Raw genomic sequence first — 16,585 nt, forward strand, 5'->3', positions numbered from 1 at the left:
TGTCGGTGCCGAACGGCACCCGCTTGCGGCTCGCATCCCGGCGCCGGCCGCGCTAAGCGGGTGCTTCGCACGCATCTTGGAAGAACCGCCGGGACGATCTTCATGGCGAGCCCCGTCGAACATGCGAGCTTCCTGCCGCCGGTCCTGACCTTCCTGTCGGCAGCGGTGATCGGCGTGCCGATCTTCCGGCTGATCGGCCAGAGTGCCGTGCTGGGCTACCTCGTGGCCGGCGTTCTGATCGGGCCGTCCGGCCTGTCGCTGATCGCCGAGCCCGACACCGCCGCCAGCGTCGCCGAGATCGGCGTGGTGCTGCTGCTGTTCATCGTCGGGCTGGAGCTGCACCTGTCGCAGCTCGTCTCGATGCGGCGCGACATCTTCGGCCTCGGCACCGCGCAGCTCGTCGTCTGCGCCCTGGTGCTGGGCGGCGCCGGCATGCTGGCGGGCCTGAGTCTCGGCGCGGCCGCGGTGATCGGGCTCGCGCTCGCCCTCTCGGCCACCGCGGTGGCGCTGCAACTCCTGGAGGAGCGGGGCGACCTGAACAGCGCCTACGGCGCAAAATCCTTCGCGGTGCTGCTGTTCCAGGATCTCTCGGTGGTCGGCATCCTGGCCCTGATGCCGCTGCTCGCCTCGGCTGGCGGCGGGACCGGCGGATCCTGGCTCGGCGAGGCCGCGCTGTCCACCGGCAAGGCGCTGGCCGCGATCCTGACGGTGGTGCTGATCGGCCGCTACGGCCTGAACCCGTTCTTCCGGCTGCTCGCGGCGAGCGGCGCCCGTGAGGTGATGACGGCGGCGGCGCTGCTCGTGGTGCTCGGCACCGCCCTGCTGATGGAGCAGGTCGGCCTCTCGATGGCGATGGGCGCGTTCCTCGCCGGGATCCTGCTCGCCGAGTCGAATTTCCGCCACCAGCTCGAGGCCGATATCGAGCCGTTCCGCGGCATGCTGCTCGGCCTGTTCTTCATGAGCGTCGGCATGTCGATCGACGGCACCCTCGTGCGCGAGGTCTGGCCGGCCCTGTTCGGGGCGACGCTCGCCGCCATCCTGGTGAAGGTCGCCCTGGTGGCGGCCCTGTTCCGGCTGTTCGGCTCGGACACGCTCGGGGCGCTGCGGGGCGCGGCCGTCCTGGCGCCGGCGGGCGAGTTCGCCTTCGTGCTGCTGCCGCAGGCGGCGGATCTCGGCCTCACCGGCGCCACCGCGACGCGCTTCGCAGTGGCGCTCGCGGCGCTGACCATGCTGATCGGGCCGATCGCCGCCAAGGGGCTCGACAAGCTGATCGAGCGGCGCAACGCCCGGACCACGCACGAGCTGGAGGCGCCCTCGACCGAACTCGCCGAGAGCGGCGACGCCCGGGTCCTGGTGATCGGCTTCGGCCGGTTCGGGCAGCTGCTGACGCAGGTGCTGCTCGCCGAGGGCATCACCGCCACCGTCATCGACAAGGACGTGGAACAGCTGCGCGCCGCCTCACGTTTCGGCTTCCGCATCTATTACGGCGACGGCACGCGGCTCGACGTGCTGCGCGCCGCGGGGATCGGCCGGGTCGAGCTGGTCTGCATCTGCGTCGACGACCGGGAGGGCGCCCTGAAGATCGTCGACATCGTGCACGAGGAATTCTCCAGCGTGCGCACCTTCGTGCGGGCCTATGACCGCCTGCACGCGGTGGAGCTGATGAACCGGGACGTCGACTACCAGATCCGCGAGACCGCGGAATCGGCCCTCGCCTTCGGGCGCGCGGCTTTGGAGGGGCTCGGCCTGTCGCCGGAGGCCGCCGCGGCCCGGACCGACGACGTGCGCAAGCGCGACATCGCCCGCCTCGTCCTGCAGCAGGCTGGCGCCCTGCCGGACGGCTCCAGCTGGATGCGCGGGACCGCGGGCCTCAAGCCGGAGCCGCTGACCGTTCCGATCCGCCCGGCCCGGGCGCTCAGCGCCGAGACCCGCGACCTCGTGGGCAGCGACCGGCGCGAGGCGGCCGAGCGCCTGCTCGAGAAACCGGCGCTGGCCCCGCAGGAGGCGGACGCCGCGGAGGTCGAGGGCGATCCGGAGGCCGAACTGGAGACGGAAGGCGGCGTCCGGGATGCGTGACGATCCCGATGCGTGACGCACACGATGTCTGACGGCCCGCCTCCACCGGAAACGGGCCGCTTCGTCACCGGCTCGATCCTGCGGCACGTGGTGGTGATGGGCGCCACCGGCTCGGTGGGGCTGGTGGCGATCTTCGCCGTCGACCTGCTGTCGCTGCTCTACGTCTCGTCGCTCGGTGACCCGAACCTCACCGCGGCGGTCGGCTTCGCCGGCATCGTGCAGTTCTTCGCCACCGCGGTGAATATCGGGCTGATGATCGCCACGGGCGCCCTGGTGGGCAAGGCGGTGGGTGCGCATGATCCGGCCTCGGCCCGCCGCCTCTCGACCTCGGCGCTGGCGCTGGGCACCGGCCTGTCCGCCCTGATCGCGGTCCTGATCGGGCTCTCGGCCGAGCCGCTCCTGACCCTGATCGGCGCAAGCGGCGAGGCCCTGCGGGTCGCCACCCTGTTCCTGCACATCACCCTGGCATCGAACCCGCTGCTCGCCGCCGGCATGCTGTTCACCGGCCTGCTCCGGGCGGTCGGTGCGGCGGGGCAGGCGATGCGGGTCACGCTCGCGGGCGCCCTGATCACCGCGTTCCTCGATCCCCTGCTGATCTTCGCCGCCGGCCTCGGCGTCGAGGGCGCGGCGATCACCGTCTGCGTGGCGCGGCTGACCTTCGTGGTGGTGGGCCTGCGCGACGTCGCGCGGCACGGGCTCCTGGGCCGCCCCCGCGCCGCCGATCTGCGGGCCGACGCCCTCGCCCTGGCGGTCGTCGCCGGGCCCGCCATCCTCACCAACCTCGCGCCCTCGGCGGCGAGCGCCTTCCTGGCGCGTCTCTATGCCGGCTATGGCGCCGAGGCGGTCGCGGCCGCCTCGGTGATCGACCGCCTGACGCCGGTGGCCTTCTGCGGCCTGTTCGCCCTGTCGGGGGCGATCGGGCCGATCCTCGCGCAGAACTGGGGCGCGGGCCGGTTCGACCGGATGCGCGGCGTCCTGCGCGAGGCCGCCGGGGTGACGCTCGCCTACGTGAGTCTGGTCTGGCTCGTCCTGGCGCTCGCCCACGCGCCGCTCGCCGCCCTGTTCGGCCTGCACGGGATCGCGGCCGATCTGTTCGGCTTCTTCTGCCAGGTCGGCGGCGCGATCTGGTTCTTCAACGGCCTCCTGTTCCTGGGCAACGCCGCCTTCAACAATCTCGGCTTCCCCTTGCGCTCGACGCTGCTGAACTGGGGGCGGGCGACGCTCGGCACGATCCCGCCCGGCCTGATCGGGGCGGCGCTCTACGGCCCCCGGGGGGTCGTCGCCGGCATGGGGCTCGGCTCGCTGGTCTTCGGGGTGCTGGGCTTCCTGCTCGCGCGCCGCACGGTCGACCGGCTGGAGGGCGCGGGGCCGCAGCGCCTGCCGGTCGCGGGCGCGCCGGAGGCGCCCCACCGGGCCGCGCCCCTGCCGGTGGGCCATGCCCAACCCGGTCCGGCAAGCTGAACGCGACGGTCGGGCCGCGCTGAACACAAGTTCCGCGGGTGGGAACTGGTATTTCCCCGCGCGACGGGTCACGATGCCCCATCCCGGGTCCGGCCGGGCCAGGAACGAGGCGTCATGTTCAACCCGCTCGAGATGTTCCAGGCTCAGGGCGAGGCCGGGTTCCAGGCTCTGGGCCAGCAATTCGGCCTGACGACCGAGCAGACGGCCCGCGCCTTCGAGGCCCTGATGCCGGCCCTGACCCTCGGCCTCCAGCGCAGCGTCGGCATGGATCCGGGCAGCCTCGGGCGGATGTTCGGCCTGCCCGAGGCGCCGCGCCCCGCTGCGCCGCAGGGGCTCGACCCCCTCAGCCAGATGTTCGGTTCGGCCCAGTTGCTGCAGGCGGTGCTGCAGCAGGCCTCGGCCACGAGCGGCGTCGGCGCGCAGGTGCTGCGCCAGATGCTGCCGATGATGGCGGGCGCCGTGGTGGCCAGCATCGTCCATGTGCTGCTGAACCAGCCGCAACCCGCGCCCGCCCAGGCGCGGGCCAGCGCGCCGCCCCCGCCGGTGCCGTTCCCCTTCGGCCCGGCCTGGGCCGAGATGGCGCGGGCCTTCCTGCCCGCCGAGGCCCCGGCGGCCAAACCGGCCCCCAAACCGCCGGAGGCGAAGCCGGGCGAGGCCGGCTCGGACATGCTCCAGCAGATGCTGCGCACCGGGGCGGAGGTGCAGGGCAACAACATCCGGGCGATGCAGGATCTGTTCGAGACCTTCTGGCCGACGAAAGGCGCGACGGCTGACGGCCCCCGGGACGCACAGGCCGCCGCGCCGCCCGAGCCGCAGGCCGGGAAGGCCAAGCGCGGGCGCCCGCCCCAGGGCGGGACCGGGTGACGCACGGACGAGGCCTCCGCGGCCGTTGACCCGGCGGATCTACGCCGCATTTCGTCGCCGACCGGCTGCGTTCTGTCGCCAGCGAGAGGCAACGATGACCGACCACCTGACCGCCTGGGACGACCAGGAGGAGAGCGTCGCGGCCAACGGCGTCGCCAAGCGTGCGATCCCGGGCCTGGGCGCGAGCCTCGTGCGGGTGGTGGTGCCGGCGGGCGTCTCGGCGCCGCGTCACAGCCACGATCACGAGCAGTTCGTGCAGGTCGTCTCGGGTTCAGGGACCCTGGAGACCGAGCAGGGCCGCAAGCCCTTCACCGCCGGCAGCGTGTTTCACTTCCCCGCCGGGGCGTGGCACGCCGCCGCATTCGAGACCGAGACGGTGCTGATCGAAACGAACCTCTCAACGAAGGGCTGACAAAGGTTCGGTCACTGCGCAGTACATCCGGCGCTAACCAGCCGGTGGGCCGCTGAGTTGTGCCTCGAGCATCGTGGCACTGGCCAGTGTCTCGTGGGCATAACGAATGGCGTCTTCGCCGGCGAGCAGATGGCCCTCTTGCGGGTCAAAGGCGATGCCACCCAACTGTCGCACGCAGGCAGCAACTGCAATCCAAACACCGGCACAGCTGGAAATGGTTGCGAAATAAAATGCGTAGATACAAGCCCATGGACCGCCGAAATTTATATCCGGATAGGTTTCGGTCAGATCCGAGAGTGGAATCACCGAGCATTCGAAACCGGCTTGGCGACCTTGCCATGTGGCCGGCAAATGGCCACGTGTGACCGGCGGGATTTGCTCTACTTGGAGCGTCAAGTCAAAACCGAGCGCATTGATAGCGCTTTGCCACTCTGTGACGCTAGACATTGGTCTTGTACAGAGCGCGTAAGCTTCCATGGTCATGGGATGACGACCTCAATCATGACTGAAGAGAGCGACAAGTTCTTGACTGTGATTCCACGGCTCACATGTACTTCTATTACGGGAACGCTATCATCGACTCCAGCAGCTTCTCTCAACTCGCGCGCACGAGCAGGCGTCAATCGCGCATTGCCGGTCTTGAGGTCCCAAATCGCTCGGATGGGTGCCGTCGCTGTTCGGCCATCACGAAGGATCACATCAGTGCGGACGCTTCCATCCAGCCCGTATCGTACAAGGTCGCCAGCGCTGAAGCTTTGCTCAATCCCATGTCTTCCGATGCCAGGCAGATTTAGAGCTCCTCACAAAACTCCCGGGCACCGGACATTTCCCTCTGGCCGCGACAGCGCAGCGGGAGTTTTGTGAGAGGCTCTTAGTTCTCGCAACCGTGCCGCAACCTTTGTGTGAATGACAACTCCGTACAGGGCGTCCCGACCAGGGTCAGTAGTTTCAAAAATTTCTTTTACAACATCAACTATCGTATCGGTATACCGATCGATCTTTGGATCGCCTGTTTTATCCTTTCGCGTAACGATAACGGTTCCGGCACCTCCAGACCATCGACCATCGCTGCCGCGCGGTTGATCCTCCCTGAAGCCAGCTTTCATTTCAAGAAGATGCAAAGTAATGAAAGCGATACTAAGTCTAAGTTCAGCAATGGCATAATTCAAAGCCAGATCACGATCTTGACTTTGCATGGCCCCTCGTTTGCCAAACGTTCACTTTTTATTCTATGAATTTTTTCATATTGTCAGGCGATTCGTGGCACGGGTAGATTGGCGCGCCAATGCCAACGAGCGGGGCGGCCACCCACCTGCGGCAAATTATTCTTGGGTGCTGCCCAAAATGCCTGTGCTTGGCCAGAAGGCCGCGCGCGTGTAGGAATCCCCGTTCGAACGCCCGCCCGTGCACGCCGACGAAAGGCCGGGCATCGCCCCTACCAGAACAGAGGCAGACCATGAGCGCCGGTACCGCCGCCGACAAGCACTTCTCCAACAGCTTCTTCGCCGCCCCCCTCACGGAAGCCGATCCCGAGATCGCCGAGGCGGTGGCCAAGGAGCTCGGCCGTCAGCAGCACGAGATCGAGCTGATCGCCTCGGAGAACATCGTGTCCCGCGCCGTGCTCGAAGCGCAGGGCTCGGTGCTGACCAACAAGTACGCCGAGGGCTATCCGGGCCGGCGCTACTACGGCGGCTGCCAGTTCGTGGACATCGCCGAGAACCTCGCCATCGAGCGCGCCAAGCGCCTGTTCGATTGCGGCTTCGCCAACGTGCAGCCGAATTCCGGCTCCCAGGCCAACCAGGGCGTGTTCCTGGCCCTGATGCAGCCCGGCGACACCTTCCTCGGCCTCGACCTCGCGGCCGGCGGCCACCTGACGCACGGCGCCCCGCCGAACGTCTCGGGCAAGTGGTTCAAGCCGGTCTCCTACACGGTGCGCCGCGAGGACCAGCGGATCGACATGGACCAGGTCGCCCAGCTCGCGCAGGCGCATAAGCCGAAGGTGATCATCGCCGGCGGCTCGGGCTACCCGCGCCACTGGGATTTTGCGCGGTTCCGCGAGATCGCCGATTCCGTGGGCGCCTACTTCATGGTCGACATGGCCCACTTCGCGGGCCTCGTGGCGGCCGGCGTCCATCCGTCGCCGTTCCCGCACGCGCATGTCGCCACCACCACCACGCACAAGACCCTGCGGGGTCCGCGCGGCGGCATGATCCTCACCAACGACGAGGCTCTGGCGAAGAAATTCAACTCGGCGATCTTCCCCGGTCTCCAGGGCGGCCCGCTGATGCACGTCATCGCCGGCAAGGCGGTGGCCTTCGGCGAGGCGCTGAAGCCCGAATTCAAGATCTACGCCCGTCAGGTCGTGGAGAACGCCAAGGCGCTGGCCGACACGCTGATGTCGGGCGGCTACGACATCACCTCGGGCGGCACCGACAACCACCTGATGCTGGTCGACCTCCAGAAGAAGGGCCTGACCGGCAAGGCGGCGGAAGCCGCGCTGTCGCGGGCCGACATCACCTGCAACAAGAACGGCGTTCCGTTCGACACGCAGAAGCCGACCATCACGTCGGGCATCCGCCTCGGCACCCCGGCCGGCACGTCGCGCGGCTTCGGCGTCGCCGAGTTCAAGCAGATCGGCGGCTTCATCGTCGAGGTGCTGAACGGGCTCGTCGCCAAGGGCGAGGCGGGCGACAGCGCGGTCGAGGCCGACGTCAAGACCCGCGTCCATGCGCTGACCGACCGGTTCCCGATCTACGGCTGAGGCGCGCGCGGGGCCGGTCTTCCGGGCCGGCCTTCGGTGGATTAGGGAACGGCCGCGGATCATCGGTCCGCGGCCGTTTCCATGTCCGAGTATCGAAATCCATGCGGTGTCCCTATTGCGGCGGCTCCGAGACCCAGGTGAAGGATTCGCGGCCCTCCGAGGACGGCGCCGCGATCCGGCGTCGCCGGGTCTGCCCGGACTGCGCCGGCCGCTTCACCACCTTCGAGCGCGTGCAGCTGCGCGAGGTCGTGGTGCTCAAGCGCTCGGGCAAGCGGGTGCCCTTCGACCGCGACAAGCTCCAGCGCTCGATCGACGTGGCCCTGCGCAAGCGCTCCGTCGATCCGGAGCGGGTCGAGCGGCTGATCAGCGGCATCACGCGGCAGCTCGAGAGCGCGGGTGAGCCGGAGGTGACCTCCGAGGCGATCGGCGAACTGGTCATGGCGGCGCTCAAAGGTCTCGACGACGTCGCCTACGTGCGCTTCGCCTCCGTCTACAAGAATTTCCGCGAGGCCAAGGATTTCGAGGATCTGCTCGGAACCCTCGGCGACGGCCCCCTGCTGACGGCGGCCACACCGGATCCGGAGGTCGAGCCGGAGCCTGAGCCGACGCGCCGACGCACCGGACGCGCATGAGCGACGACACGCACTTCATGCGCCTCGCTTTGGCGCTGGGCCGGCGGGGCCTCGGCACCACCTGGCCGAACCCGTCGGTGGGTGCCGTCGTGGTCGAGCCCGGCACGGGGCGCATCCTCGGGACCGGGGCGACGGCGCCGGGGGGACGGCCGCACGGGGAGCCCCTGGCGCTCGCCGCCGCCGGGGATTCCGCCCGCGGCGCCACCCTCTACGTGACGCTCGAACCCTGCTCGCATCACGGCCGCACCCCACCCTGCACCAATGCCATCCTGGCGGCCGGGATCGCCCGTGTGGTCAGCGCCCTGGAGGATCCGGATCCGCGCGTGGCCGGCCGGGGCCATGATCTCCTGCGCCAGGGCGGCGTGGCGGTCGAGACCGGGCTGTTACGGACAGAGGCCGCGCGCGACCATATCGGCCACGTCACCCGGGTGACCCGGGGCCGCCCGGCCCTGCACCTCAAGCTCGCCCGCACCCGCGACGGCTTCTGCGCTTCCGCCGGTCCCGAGCGCCTGCGGATCACCGGGCCGGTGGCGGATGGCGCGGTCCATCTCTGGCGGGCCCATGCCGACGCGATCCTGGTGGGCATCGGCACCGCCCGGGCCGACGATCCGTCGCTGACCGTGCGGCTGCCGGGGCTCTCCGGCCGTTCGCCCCTGCGGATCGTCCTCGACACGCATCTGCGGCTCTCGCCCGCCAGCGTGCTGGCCCGGACCGCCCGCGATACGCCGACCCTGGTGCTGACCACCCGCTCCGCCCCGGCCCATGCGCGGCGCGCCCTGGAGGCGCTGGGCGTCGAGGTCGCCATTGTCCCGGCGGATCCGGCCGGCGGGATCGATCTGCCGGCGGCCCTGGCCCATCTCGGCGCGCGCGGCCTGACCCGCCTGTGCAGCGAGGGCGGCCCCCGCCTTGCGGAGGCGCTGGCGCGGGCCGATCTGATCGACACCTGCACGCTGGTCACGGGGCCTGTCGCGCTGGGGCCGGAAGGTGGCCTCCCGGCCCTGGGACCGACCCTGACGCAGGCCCTGGCGGGCGATCGCTTCCGCGAGGCCGAGCGCCTCCATCTCGGCCCCGACACGGCCGTGACCTACGAACGCAACGGGATCTGAGCGATGTTCACGGGATTGGTCAGCGACGTCGGCACGGTGGTCTCGGTGGCGGGCGAAGGCGACCTGCGCCGGATCGCCATCCAGGCGACCTACGATCCGGCCAGCATCGCGCTCGGCGCCTCGATCGCGTGTTCCGGCCCGTGCCTCACGGCGGTGTCGGTGGAGCCGGTCCAGGGCGGCTGCGTCTTCGCGGTGGACGCCGCCGCCGAGACCCTGGCGCGCACCACCGTGGGATCCTGGGTCGCGGGGACGCGGATCAACCTCGAACGCTCGCTCAAGATCGGCGACGAACTCGGCGGCCATCTGGTCACCGGCCATGTCGACGGGCTCGCCGAGATCGTGGAGCGCACGCGTGTCACGGCCGATGCCTGGGGGGCCAGCGAGCGCTTCGCCCTGCGGGCGCCGGCCGCCGTGAAAAAGTTCATCGCCGAGAAGGGCTCGGTCTGCCTCGATGGCACCTCGCTCACGGTGAATTCGGTTCAGGACGACCTGTTCTCGGTGCTGCTGATCCCCCACACGCTTCAGGTCACCACCTGGGGCGAGCGGCGTGCCGGGGACCGGCTCAACCTGGAAGTCGATCTGATCGCCCGCTACGCCGCCCGGCTCGCGGAGGCGCGGGCCTGACGCTCAGCGCGGCGGGATCGAGTAGGTCCCGGTGGCGTGGCAGACGAGATCCGGGCTGCCCGCGGCGGTGATCAGCACCTCGCCCACCGCGAGGCGTCGGCCGAGCTTGAGCAGCCGGCATTCCGCCAGGAGGTCGCCCGCGGCGGGCTTGCGCAGGAAGTTGAAGGTTAGGCTCGTGGTCACGGTGAGCGCGACCGGGCCGATATTGGCGAGGATCGCCGCGTAGAGCACGTAATCGGCCAGCGCCATCATGGCCGGCCCCGAAATGGTCGCGCCGGGGCGCAGGAAGCGCGCGTGCGCTTCGAGCCGCATCCGCGCCGAGAGCGGCCCGACCGCCTCAAGATAATAGGCCCGGCCGCCCGCCTGCATCTGCGGGAATTCGCGGTCGAGGAAGTCGCTCGTCTCGGCGAGGGTCAGAGCTGTCGTGGTCATGCGTGCTTGCAACAGGATCGACGTCGCGGGCCAACCATATCGAACCCACCCACATCCTCATCTGAGGTGCCGGAGCGAAGCGCAGGCTTCGAAGAAAGTTTCCAGGAATCGCGGCGACTTCTGGAGGGCTCCTTCGAGGCTCGCTGCGCTCGCACCTCAGGATGAGGGGGAGGGATAGGACGACCCACTCAGAAAAAGATCGGCCGTGCGCTGGCGGCGATCTCGCCCAGCACCGTCCCGGTGGCGGGCTCGACCTCCTTGAGGATCACGTCGTAGCCCCAGAGGTCGGCGAGGTGCTGGAGCACCCGCTTGGCGTCGTCCTTCTGCAGGGTGATCTTGTTGATCGCCTTGTGGTGCAGGATCAGGCGCCGGTCGCCCTCCAGATCCACGTCCACCACCTCGATGTCGGGATCGAGCCACGCCACGTCGTACTGCCGCGCGAAGGCCCGCCGCAGCTTGCGGTAGCCGCGCTCGTCGTGAATCGCCTCGACCCGCAGCTCCGGCTCCTCCGGGTCGTCGACCACGTGGAACAGGCGCAGGTCGCGCATGAGCTTGGGCGAGAGGAACTGCTGGATGAAGCTCTCGTCCCGGTAATTCTCCCAGCAGTCACGCAGCACCGCCATGGCGTCGCCGGTGCCGGCGATGTCGGGGAACCACACGCGGTCCTCCTCGGTCGGCTGCTCGGCGATGCGGGCGATGTCCTGCATCATGGCGAAGCCGATCGCGTACGGGTTGTGGCCGCCATAGGAGCGGTCGTCGTAGTTCGGCTGCCGGATGACGTTGGTGTGGGATTGCAGGAATTCGAGATAGGCCGCCTCCGTGATCTGCCCCGATTCCGACAGGGCGTTCATGATCCGGTAGTGGCAGTAGGTGGCGCAGCCCTCGTTCATCACCTTGGTCTGGCGCTGCGGGTAGAAATACTGGGCCACCAGACGGACGATCCGCAGGATCTCCCGCTGCCAGGGGCGCAGTCGGGGCGCGGCCTTCTCCAGGAAATACAGGATGTTCTCCTGCGGCAGTTCGAGCAGCGCCTTGCGCCGCTCGGCGGCCGCGTCCGGCCGCGCCGTGCCGGTCTTCTGCGGCAGGGTGCGCCAGAGGTCGTTGTAGATCTGCTCGCCGTGCTCGATCCGCTCGCGCTCGCGCCGCTGCTCGGAGGCGAGGTCCGGCCGCTTCTTGCGCGGGTAGCGGTGGACGCCCTGGCTCATCAGCGCGTGGGCGGCGTCGAGCACCTGCTCCACCGCCTGATGGCCGTAGCGCTCCTCGCAGCGGGCGATGAAGCCCTTGGCGAAGTCGAGGTAGTCCAGAATACCTTCGGCGTCGGTCCACTGGCGGAACAGATAATTGTTCTTGAAGAAGTGGTTGTGGCCGAAGGCGGCATGCGCGATGACCAGCGTCTGCATGGTCGCCGTGTTCTCCTCCATCACGTAGGAGATGCACGGGTCGGAATTGATGACGATCTCGTAGGCGAGCCCCATCAGGCCGCGCCGGTAGCCGGCTTCGTGTTGGGCGAAGTGCTTGCCGAAGGACCAGTGCTTGTAGAACAGCGGCATGCCGATCGACGCGTAGGCGTCGAGCATCTGCTCGGCCGTGATGATCTCGATCTGGTTCGGGTACCAGGACAGGCCGAGCTGCGGGCCGGCCACGGCCTCACAGGCGTCGTGGATGCGCCGGATCGTGTCGAAATCCCAGTCGTTGCCGGTGAACAGGGGTTTGTCGACCTTGACGGCCGGCGCACGCACCGTGGATCGGTTCAGGCTGGTCACCATGAAACCCTCATCGCATCCTCCCCTCCCCCTTGCGGGGAGGGGCCGGGGGTGGGGGTGGTGCAGGCGGCACCGCTGCGATCCATTCTGAACCACCCCCACCCCTACCCCTCCCCGCAAGGGGGAGGGGACAAACTCACGCCTCCGCTTCCGCTCGCGCGTCCTTGCGGCCGAACAGTTCGCGGAAGACCGGGTAGATCTCCCGGCGGTGGTTGACCTTGCGCATCGCGATCGGCCCGCCCGCCTTGGCGATCGCCTCGTAGGTCCGCCACAGGGTGGTGCGGTGCTCGACGAAGCCGGCGCGGGGGCCGTTCTCGTCGCCCACCTCCAGATAGGCGAAGTGCTGGCAGGCCGGCAGGATATGCGACCGCAGGAGCTCCGTCGAGGTCGGACCGTCCGAGGAGACGTTGTCGCCGTCCGAGGCCTGGGCCGCGTAGATGTTCCAGTCGTTCGGGTCGTAGCGCTCGGCGATGATGCGCTTCATCTCCACCAGCGCGGACGAGACCAGCGTACCGCCGGTCTCCCGGGAGCCGAAGAAGGTCTCCTCGTCCACCTCGGTCGCCCGGTCGGTGTGGCGGATGAACACGATCTCCACGTGGCGGTAGCGGCGCGTCAGGAAGATGTGCAGCAGGATGTAGAACCTCTTGGCCAAGTCCTTCATGTGCTCGGTCATGGAGCCGGACACGTCCATCAGGCAGAACATCACCGCCTGCGCGATCGGCCGCGGATAGGGCTCGAACCGGCGGAAGCGCAGGTCGATCGGATCGACGTAAGGGATGCGCTTCGAGCGCTCGCGCAGCTTGAACAGCGCCTGTTCCAGATCGAGCCGCGCGGGATCGCCCTCCTCCAGCTCGGCGAGCCGGGCTTCCAGGGCCGCGACCTCGTCAGGCTTCGGCCGCTTGAGGGCGATGCGCCGGGACATCGAGTTGCGCAAGGTCCGCGTCAGCGCGAGGTTGGCCGGCGAGCCGGTGACCGTGTAGCCGGCCCGGCGCAGCCCCTCCGTCTCCACCACCGCCAGCCGCCGCTTGGCGAGATCCGGCAATTCCAGATCCTCGAGGAAGAGTTCCAGAAACTCCTCGCGGGTCAGTACGAAACGGAACGCGTCCTCGCTGTTCTCGCCCCCCTCCCCGCCCTCGCCGGAGCCGCGCCCGCCTCCGCCGCCCGGCGGACGCTCGATCGTGTCGCCCTCCACGTAGGTCTTGTTGCCGGGCAGGATGTGGTCCTGCAGGCCGGTGCCGGGCTGGCGGGAGAAGCGCGGCTCGCGCACGCCATCGGCCGGCACGGTCACCCGGCCGTCCTTGCCCAGATCCTTGATGTCCTTCTCGCGGGCGGATTCGCGCACCGCCCGCTGGGCCACGTCCTTGACGCGGCGCAGGAAGCGCTGGCGGTTCGGGAGGCTCTTGCCGCCCGGGTTCAAACGTCGGTCGACGATGTGCATCCGCTGCGAAAACCCTCGTCCGCGTGTGCCGGCCGGGTCCCGACCCTTGTCGTACCATGCTGTTGCGGAAGGAATGGATCCCTCCTTCGCAGCAAGGCCGCCATCCTCACCGGCCGGTCGTCCGAAACTGTGGCGGCGGAGGGTCGGTGCGGGGCCGGGCCGGTCGGTCGGACCGGTCGAGCCCCGTCGCCCCTCAGCCGGCCTGCTTCACCCGCATGTACCATTCCACCAGGCGGCGGACCTGCCGCTCGGTATAGCCGCGCGCGACCATGCGCTCGACGAACTCGCCGTGCTTCTTCTCGGTGTCGCCGTCCTTCTTGGAGCCGAAGGAGATCACCGGCAGCAGCTCCTCCACCTGGGAGAACATCCGCCGCTCGATCACCTCGCGCAGCTTCTCGTAGGAGGTCCAGCTCGGGTTGCGGCCGCCATGCTGCGCCCGGGAGCGCAGGGCGAACTTCACCACTTCGTTGCGGAAGTCCTTCGGGTTGGCGATGCCCGCCGGCTTCTCGATCTTGGTGAGTTCCTGGTTCAGGAGCTCCCGGTTCATGAGCTGGCCGGTCTCGGCGTCCTTGAAGTCCTGGTCCTCGATCCAGGCATCGGCGTAGTCGATGTACCGGTCGAACAGGTTCTGCCCGTAATCGTGATACGATTCGAGATAGGCCTTCTGGATCTCGTGGCCGATGAACTCCGCGTAGCGCGGGGCCAGTTCGGTCTTGATGAATTCCAGATACTTCTTCTCGGTCTCGGGCGGGAGCTGCTCGCGCTTGAGCGCCTGCTCCAGCACGTACATCAGGTGGACCGGGTCGGCCGAGACCTCGGTGGTGTCGTGGTTGAAGGTCGCGGCGAGCACCTTGAAGGCGAAGCGGGTCGAGATCCCGTCCATGCCTTCGTCGACGCCGGCCGTGTCCTTGTATTCCTGCATCGAGCGGGCGCGGGGATCGACCTCGCGCAGGCTCTCGCCGTCATAGACCCGCATCTTCGAGAACACGTTGGAATTGGCGTGCTCGCGCAGGCGCGACAGCACCGAGAACCGCGCCAGCATCTCCAGCGTGCCGGGCGCGCAGGCCGCGTCCGACAGCTCCGAGCCGGAGATCAGCTTCTCGTAGATATGCTGCTCCTCGGTGACGCGCAGGCAATACGGAACCTTGATCACGTAGATCCGGTCGATGAAGGCCTCGTTGTTCTTGTTGGTCTTGAACGATTGCCACTCGGCCTCGTTCGAGTGGGCGAGGATCACGCCGGTGAAGGGAATCGCGCCGATATTCTCGGTGCCGACGTAGTTGCCCTCCTGCGTCGCCGTGAGCAGGGGATGCAGCATCTTGATCGGCGCCTTGAACATCTCGACGAATTCGAGGATGCCCTGGTTCGCCCGGTTCAGGCCGCCGGAGTACGAGTAGGCGTCGGGATCGGCCTGCGACAGGGTCTCCAGCCGCCGGATGTCGACCTTGCCGACGAGCGAGGAGATGTCCTGGTTGTTCTCGTCGCCCGGCTCGGTCTTGGCGATGGCGATCTGGCGCAGCCGCGAGGGCCGGACCTTGATCACCTTGAAGCGCGAGATGTCGCCGTTGAACTCGTCGAGCCGCTTCAGCGCCCAGGGGCTCATCAGGCCGGTGAGGCGGCGGCGCGGCACGCCGTAGCGCCGCTGGATCTCCTCGCCCATCGTCTCGGGGTCGAACAGGCCGAGCGGGCTCTCGAAGACCGGCGAAACCTCGTCCCCGGCCTTCAATACGTAGACGGGGTGAACCTCCATCAGGAGCTTCAGCCGCTCGGCCAGCGACGACTTACCGCCGCCCACGGGCCCGAGCAGGTAGAGGATCTGCTTGCGCTCCTCCAACCCTTGAGCGGCGTGGCGGAAGAACGAGACGATCCGCTCGATCGTCTCCTCCATCCCGTAGAACTCGCGGAAGGCCGGATAGGTCCGGATCGTCCGGTTCATGAAGATCCGGCCGAGGCGCGAATCCTTCGACGTGTCGACGAATTCGGGCTCGCCGATCGCCGCCAGGATGCGCTCGGCGGCCGAGGCATACATCAAGGGTTCGTCGCGACAGGCTTCGAGATACTCGGAGAGCGTCATCTCCGTGTCGCGGCGGGCCTCGTACCCTCGGGCGAAGCTCTGGAAAAGGTCGTTCGTCGCATGCATCGGCATTCGATAACCCTCTCAGACCGTGACAGCTTCATCCTGTCTCGGCTCGGATGCAACCGACAGGCCCGCTTTTGTCGCAGTGCGGCGAGCATGTCGCCCGGCATGTCGATTGCATGCAACACTCCTCGCGTCTGAGGGCGGCGCAAACGAGAGTCTGAGCCGCCTCGGGGCGCATGTCGAGAGCTGCAAAACTGCGCAGGCGTCGCGGATGTTCGACGCGACTCACAAATCCGTGCCCTCTTTCTTGGCATCGTCTCCGGATTTGCCGCCGGTTCCACCGACCGTGATTTTCACGGTCTGCGTCTGAACTTGCCCGTCGGAGGCTTTCACCTCGAAGGTGACTTCGTCGGAGCCGGTGAAGCCGGCATTGGGCTGATAGAACAACGCCTGGACCGCAGCCTCCTTGTTGGGGCAGCGGTAGCTCGCCGGCGTCTTCAGCTTGCCGACCTTGGTGATCACCGAGCCGTTCTTCGGCGGGCCGGAGACCTTGAATTCGGGCATCGGGCCGGGCGAGCAGTCCTTCTTGAGGTTGGGGGCGATCTCGAGCCGCACCGTCTTGCCGGGAGCGACGGTCTTGGATCGGCTCGCCGGACTTTCGGCCAGCGCCGGACCGGCCAGGACCAGACTCCCTGCGAGCAGCGCGGCGAGCGGACGAAGGGCGATCATGGCAGCGTCTCTCCGATGCCGAGGCGGGCGCGATCTCCGGAAAACGCTCCGGGTGCCCCTTCCGTCGGTGAAGAGCATGTGGGGACGCCCGGCGCGGGCGTCGAGAGCCCCGGGGCGCGGATGGGTCCTGCTTAGCTCGACTTTGGCCCATCATGCGGCGTGGCAAAGGGCATAGGCCCAGGGCGCGGGCAAACGGAAGCGGGGTTT

The 16,585-nt window shown here is 68.5% G+C and carries 15 protein-coding genes; 8 read left to right on the forward strand and 7 right to left on the reverse strand.

Going from position 1 to position 16,585, the window contains the following annotated elements; translation table 11 throughout:
- The first annotated feature begins 102 nt into the window (after nt 1–102).
- The 4 genes from FVE89_RS18235 (at nt 103) to FVE89_RS18250 (ending at nt 4,813) form a co-directional block, all read left to right on the forward strand.
- Entirely contained in the window at nt 103–2,076 is a 1,974-nt protein-coding gene (locus FVE89_RS18235) for a monovalent cation:proton antiporter-2 (CPA2) family protein (RefSeq protein WP_160535406.1), read from the forward strand.
- A gap of 24 nt (nt 2,077–2,100) precedes the next feature.
- On the forward strand, nt 2,101–3,537 hold the full coding sequence (locus tag FVE89_RS18240; protein ID WP_160535439.1) for an MATE family efflux transporter: 1,437 nt from the start codon (nt 2,101–2,103) through the stop codon (nt 3,535–3,537).
- Nucleotides 3,538–3,651: 114 nt separating this feature from the next.
- A complete protein-coding gene (locus FVE89_RS18245; RefSeq protein WP_160535408.1) occupies nt 3,652–4,401 on the forward strand; it encodes a DUF937 domain-containing protein in 750 nt (249 codons plus the stop codon).
- Between the two features lie 94 nt (nt 4,402–4,495).
- Nucleotides 4,496–4,813 (forward strand): cupin domain-containing protein, encoded by a 318-nt coding sequence (locus FVE89_RS18250; protein WP_160535410.1) that lies wholly within the window; start codon nt 4,496–4,498, stop codon nt 4,811–4,813.
- A gap of 33 nt (nt 4,814–4,846) precedes the next feature.
- On the opposite strand, the gene FVE89_RS18255 is transcribed toward FVE89_RS18250, so the two are convergent.
- Both FVE89_RS18255 and FVE89_RS18260 read right to left on the reverse strand, forming a co-directional pair.
- On the reverse strand, nt 4,847–5,296 hold the full coding sequence (locus FVE89_RS18255) for a hypothetical protein (protein ID WP_160535412.1): 450 nt from the start codon (nt 5,294–5,296) through the stop codon (nt 4,847–4,849).
- Nucleotides 5,297–5,613: 317 nt separating this feature from the next.
- A complete protein-coding gene (locus FVE89_RS18260; protein ID WP_160535414.1) occupies nt 5,614–6,009 on the reverse strand; it encodes a hypothetical protein in 396 nt (131 codons plus the stop codon).
- Between the two features lie 260 nt (nt 6,010–6,269).
- Here FVE89_RS18260 and glyA point away from each other — a divergent pair, with 260 nt between their 5' ends.
- The 4 genes from glyA to FVE89_RS18280 all read left to right on the forward strand — a co-directional run bounded on the left by glyA (nt 6,270) and on the right by FVE89_RS18280 (nt 9,936).
- Complete coding sequence (gene glyA / locus FVE89_RS18265; RefSeq protein ID WP_160535416.1) at nt 6,270–7,574, forward strand: serine hydroxymethyltransferase; 1,305 nt, start codon at nt 6,270–6,272, stop codon at nt 7,572–7,574.
- A gap of 101 nt (nt 7,575–7,675) precedes the next feature.
- Nucleotides 7,676–8,206, forward strand: coding sequence for a transcriptional regulator NrdR (gene nrdR / locus FVE89_RS18270; protein WP_160535418.1), 531 nt, complete (start codon nt 7,676–7,678; stop codon nt 8,204–8,206).
- Nucleotides 8,203–9,312: a bifunctional diaminohydroxyphosphoribosylaminopyrimidine deaminase/5-amino-6-(5-phosphoribosylamino)uracil reductase RibD gene (gene ribD, locus FVE89_RS18275; RefSeq protein WP_160535419.1), complete on the forward strand. Its 1,110-nt coding sequence runs from the start codon at nt 8,203–8,205 to the stop codon at nt 9,310–9,312. Before nrdR ends, ribD begins: the two co-directional genes overlap by 4 nt.
- A 3-nt stretch (nt 9,313–9,315) precedes the next feature.
- On the forward strand, nt 9,316–9,936 hold the full coding sequence (locus FVE89_RS18280) for a riboflavin synthase (protein ID WP_160535421.1): 621 nt from the start codon (nt 9,316–9,318) through the stop codon (nt 9,934–9,936).
- 3 nt (nt 9,937–9,939) lie between these two features.
- On the opposite strand, the gene FVE89_RS18285 is transcribed toward FVE89_RS18280, so the two are convergent.
- From FVE89_RS18285 to FVE89_RS18305, 5 genes are all read right to left on the reverse strand, one after another.
- Nucleotides 9,940–10,368, reverse strand: a complete 429-nt coding sequence (locus tag FVE89_RS18285; protein ID WP_160535423.1) for a PaaI family thioesterase — start codon at nt 10,366–10,368, stop codon at nt 9,940–9,942.
- A gap of 188 nt (nt 10,369–10,556) precedes the next feature.
- A complete protein-coding gene (locus FVE89_RS18290) occupies nt 10,557–12,134 on the reverse strand; it encodes a SpoVR family protein (RefSeq protein WP_160535425.1) in 1,578 nt (525 codons plus the stop codon).
- Between the two features lie 133 nt (nt 12,135–12,267).
- Nucleotides 12,268–13,569, reverse strand: a complete 1,302-nt coding sequence (locus FVE89_RS18295) for a YeaH/YhbH family protein (protein WP_160535427.1) — start codon at nt 13,567–13,569, stop codon at nt 12,268–12,270.
- A 193-nt stretch (nt 13,570–13,762) separates the two neighbouring features.
- Complete coding sequence (locus tag FVE89_RS18300; RefSeq protein ID WP_160535429.1) at nt 13,763–15,715, reverse strand: PrkA family serine protein kinase; 1,953 nt, start codon at nt 15,713–15,715, stop codon at nt 13,763–13,765.
- A gap of 219 nt (nt 15,716–15,934) precedes the next feature.
- Nucleotides 15,935–16,378 carry a 4-aminobutyrate aminotransferase gene (locus tag FVE89_RS18305; protein WP_160535431.1) on the reverse strand — a complete coding sequence of 148 codons (444 nt, stop codon included), beginning with the start codon at nt 16,376–16,378 and terminating at the stop codon, nt 15,935–15,937.
- Nucleotides 16,379–16,585 lie beyond the last annotated feature (207 nt).

The sequence above is a fragment of the Methylobacterium sp. 2A genome, assembly GCF_009806555.1.
Classification (GTDB): Bacteria; Pseudomonadota; Alphaproteobacteria; order Rhizobiales; family Beijerinckiaceae; genus Methylobacterium.

What these genes read in the sequence shown, in the direction of transcription:
- FVE89_RS18235 (WP_160535406.1), top strand. Translation starts at nt 103, where the DNA reads ATGGCGAGCCCCGTCGAACATGCGAGCTTCCTGCCGCCGGTCCTGACC.
- FVE89_RS18240 (WP_160535439.1), top strand. Translation starts at nt 2,101, where the DNA reads ATGTCTGACGGCCCGCCTCCACCGGAAACGGGCCGCTTCGTCACCGGC.
- FVE89_RS18245 (WP_160535408.1), top strand. Translation starts at nt 3,652, where the DNA reads ATGTTCAACCCGCTCGAGATGTTCCAGGCTCAGGGCGAGGCCGGGTTC.
- FVE89_RS18250 (WP_160535410.1), top strand. Translation starts at nt 4,496, where the DNA reads ATGACCGACCACCTGACCGCCTGGGACGACCAGGAGGAGAGCGTCGCG.
- FVE89_RS18255 (WP_160535412.1), bottom strand. Translation starts at nt 5,296, where the DNA reads ATGACCATGGAAGCTTACGCGCTCTGTACAAGACCAATGTCTAGCGTC.
- FVE89_RS18260 (WP_160535414.1), bottom strand. Translation starts at nt 6,009, where the DNA reads ATGCAAAGTCAAGATCGTGATCTGGCTTTGAATTATGCCATTGCTGAA.
- glyA (WP_160535416.1), top strand. Translation starts at nt 6,270, where the DNA reads ATGAGCGCCGGTACCGCCGCCGACAAGCACTTCTCCAACAGCTTCTTC.
- nrdR (WP_160535418.1), top strand. Translation starts at nt 7,676, where the DNA reads ATGCGGTGTCCCTATTGCGGCGGCTCCGAGACCCAGGTGAAGGATTCG.
- ribD (WP_160535419.1), top strand. Translation starts at nt 8,203, where the DNA reads ATGAGCGACGACACGCACTTCATGCGCCTCGCTTTGGCGCTGGGCCGG.
- FVE89_RS18280 (WP_160535421.1), top strand. Translation starts at nt 9,316, where the DNA reads ATGTTCACGGGATTGGTCAGCGACGTCGGCACGGTGGTCTCGGTGGCG.
- FVE89_RS18285 (WP_160535423.1), bottom strand. Translation starts at nt 10,368, where the DNA reads ATGACCACGACAGCTCTGACCCTCGCCGAGACGAGCGACTTCCTCGAC.
- FVE89_RS18290 (WP_160535425.1), bottom strand. Translation starts at nt 12,134, where the DNA reads ATGGTGACCAGCCTGAACCGATCCACGGTGCGTGCGCCGGCCGTCAAG.
- FVE89_RS18295 (WP_160535427.1), bottom strand. Translation starts at nt 13,569, where the DNA reads ATGCACATCGTCGACCGACGTTTGAACCCGGGCGGCAAGAGCCTCCCG.
- FVE89_RS18300 (WP_160535429.1), bottom strand. Translation starts at nt 15,715, where the DNA reads ATGCCGATGCATGCGACGAACGACCTTTTCCAGAGCTTCGCCCGAGGG.
- FVE89_RS18305 (WP_160535431.1), bottom strand. Translation starts at nt 16,378, where the DNA reads ATGATCGCCCTTCGTCCGCTCGCCGCGCTGCTCGCAGGGAGTCTGGTC.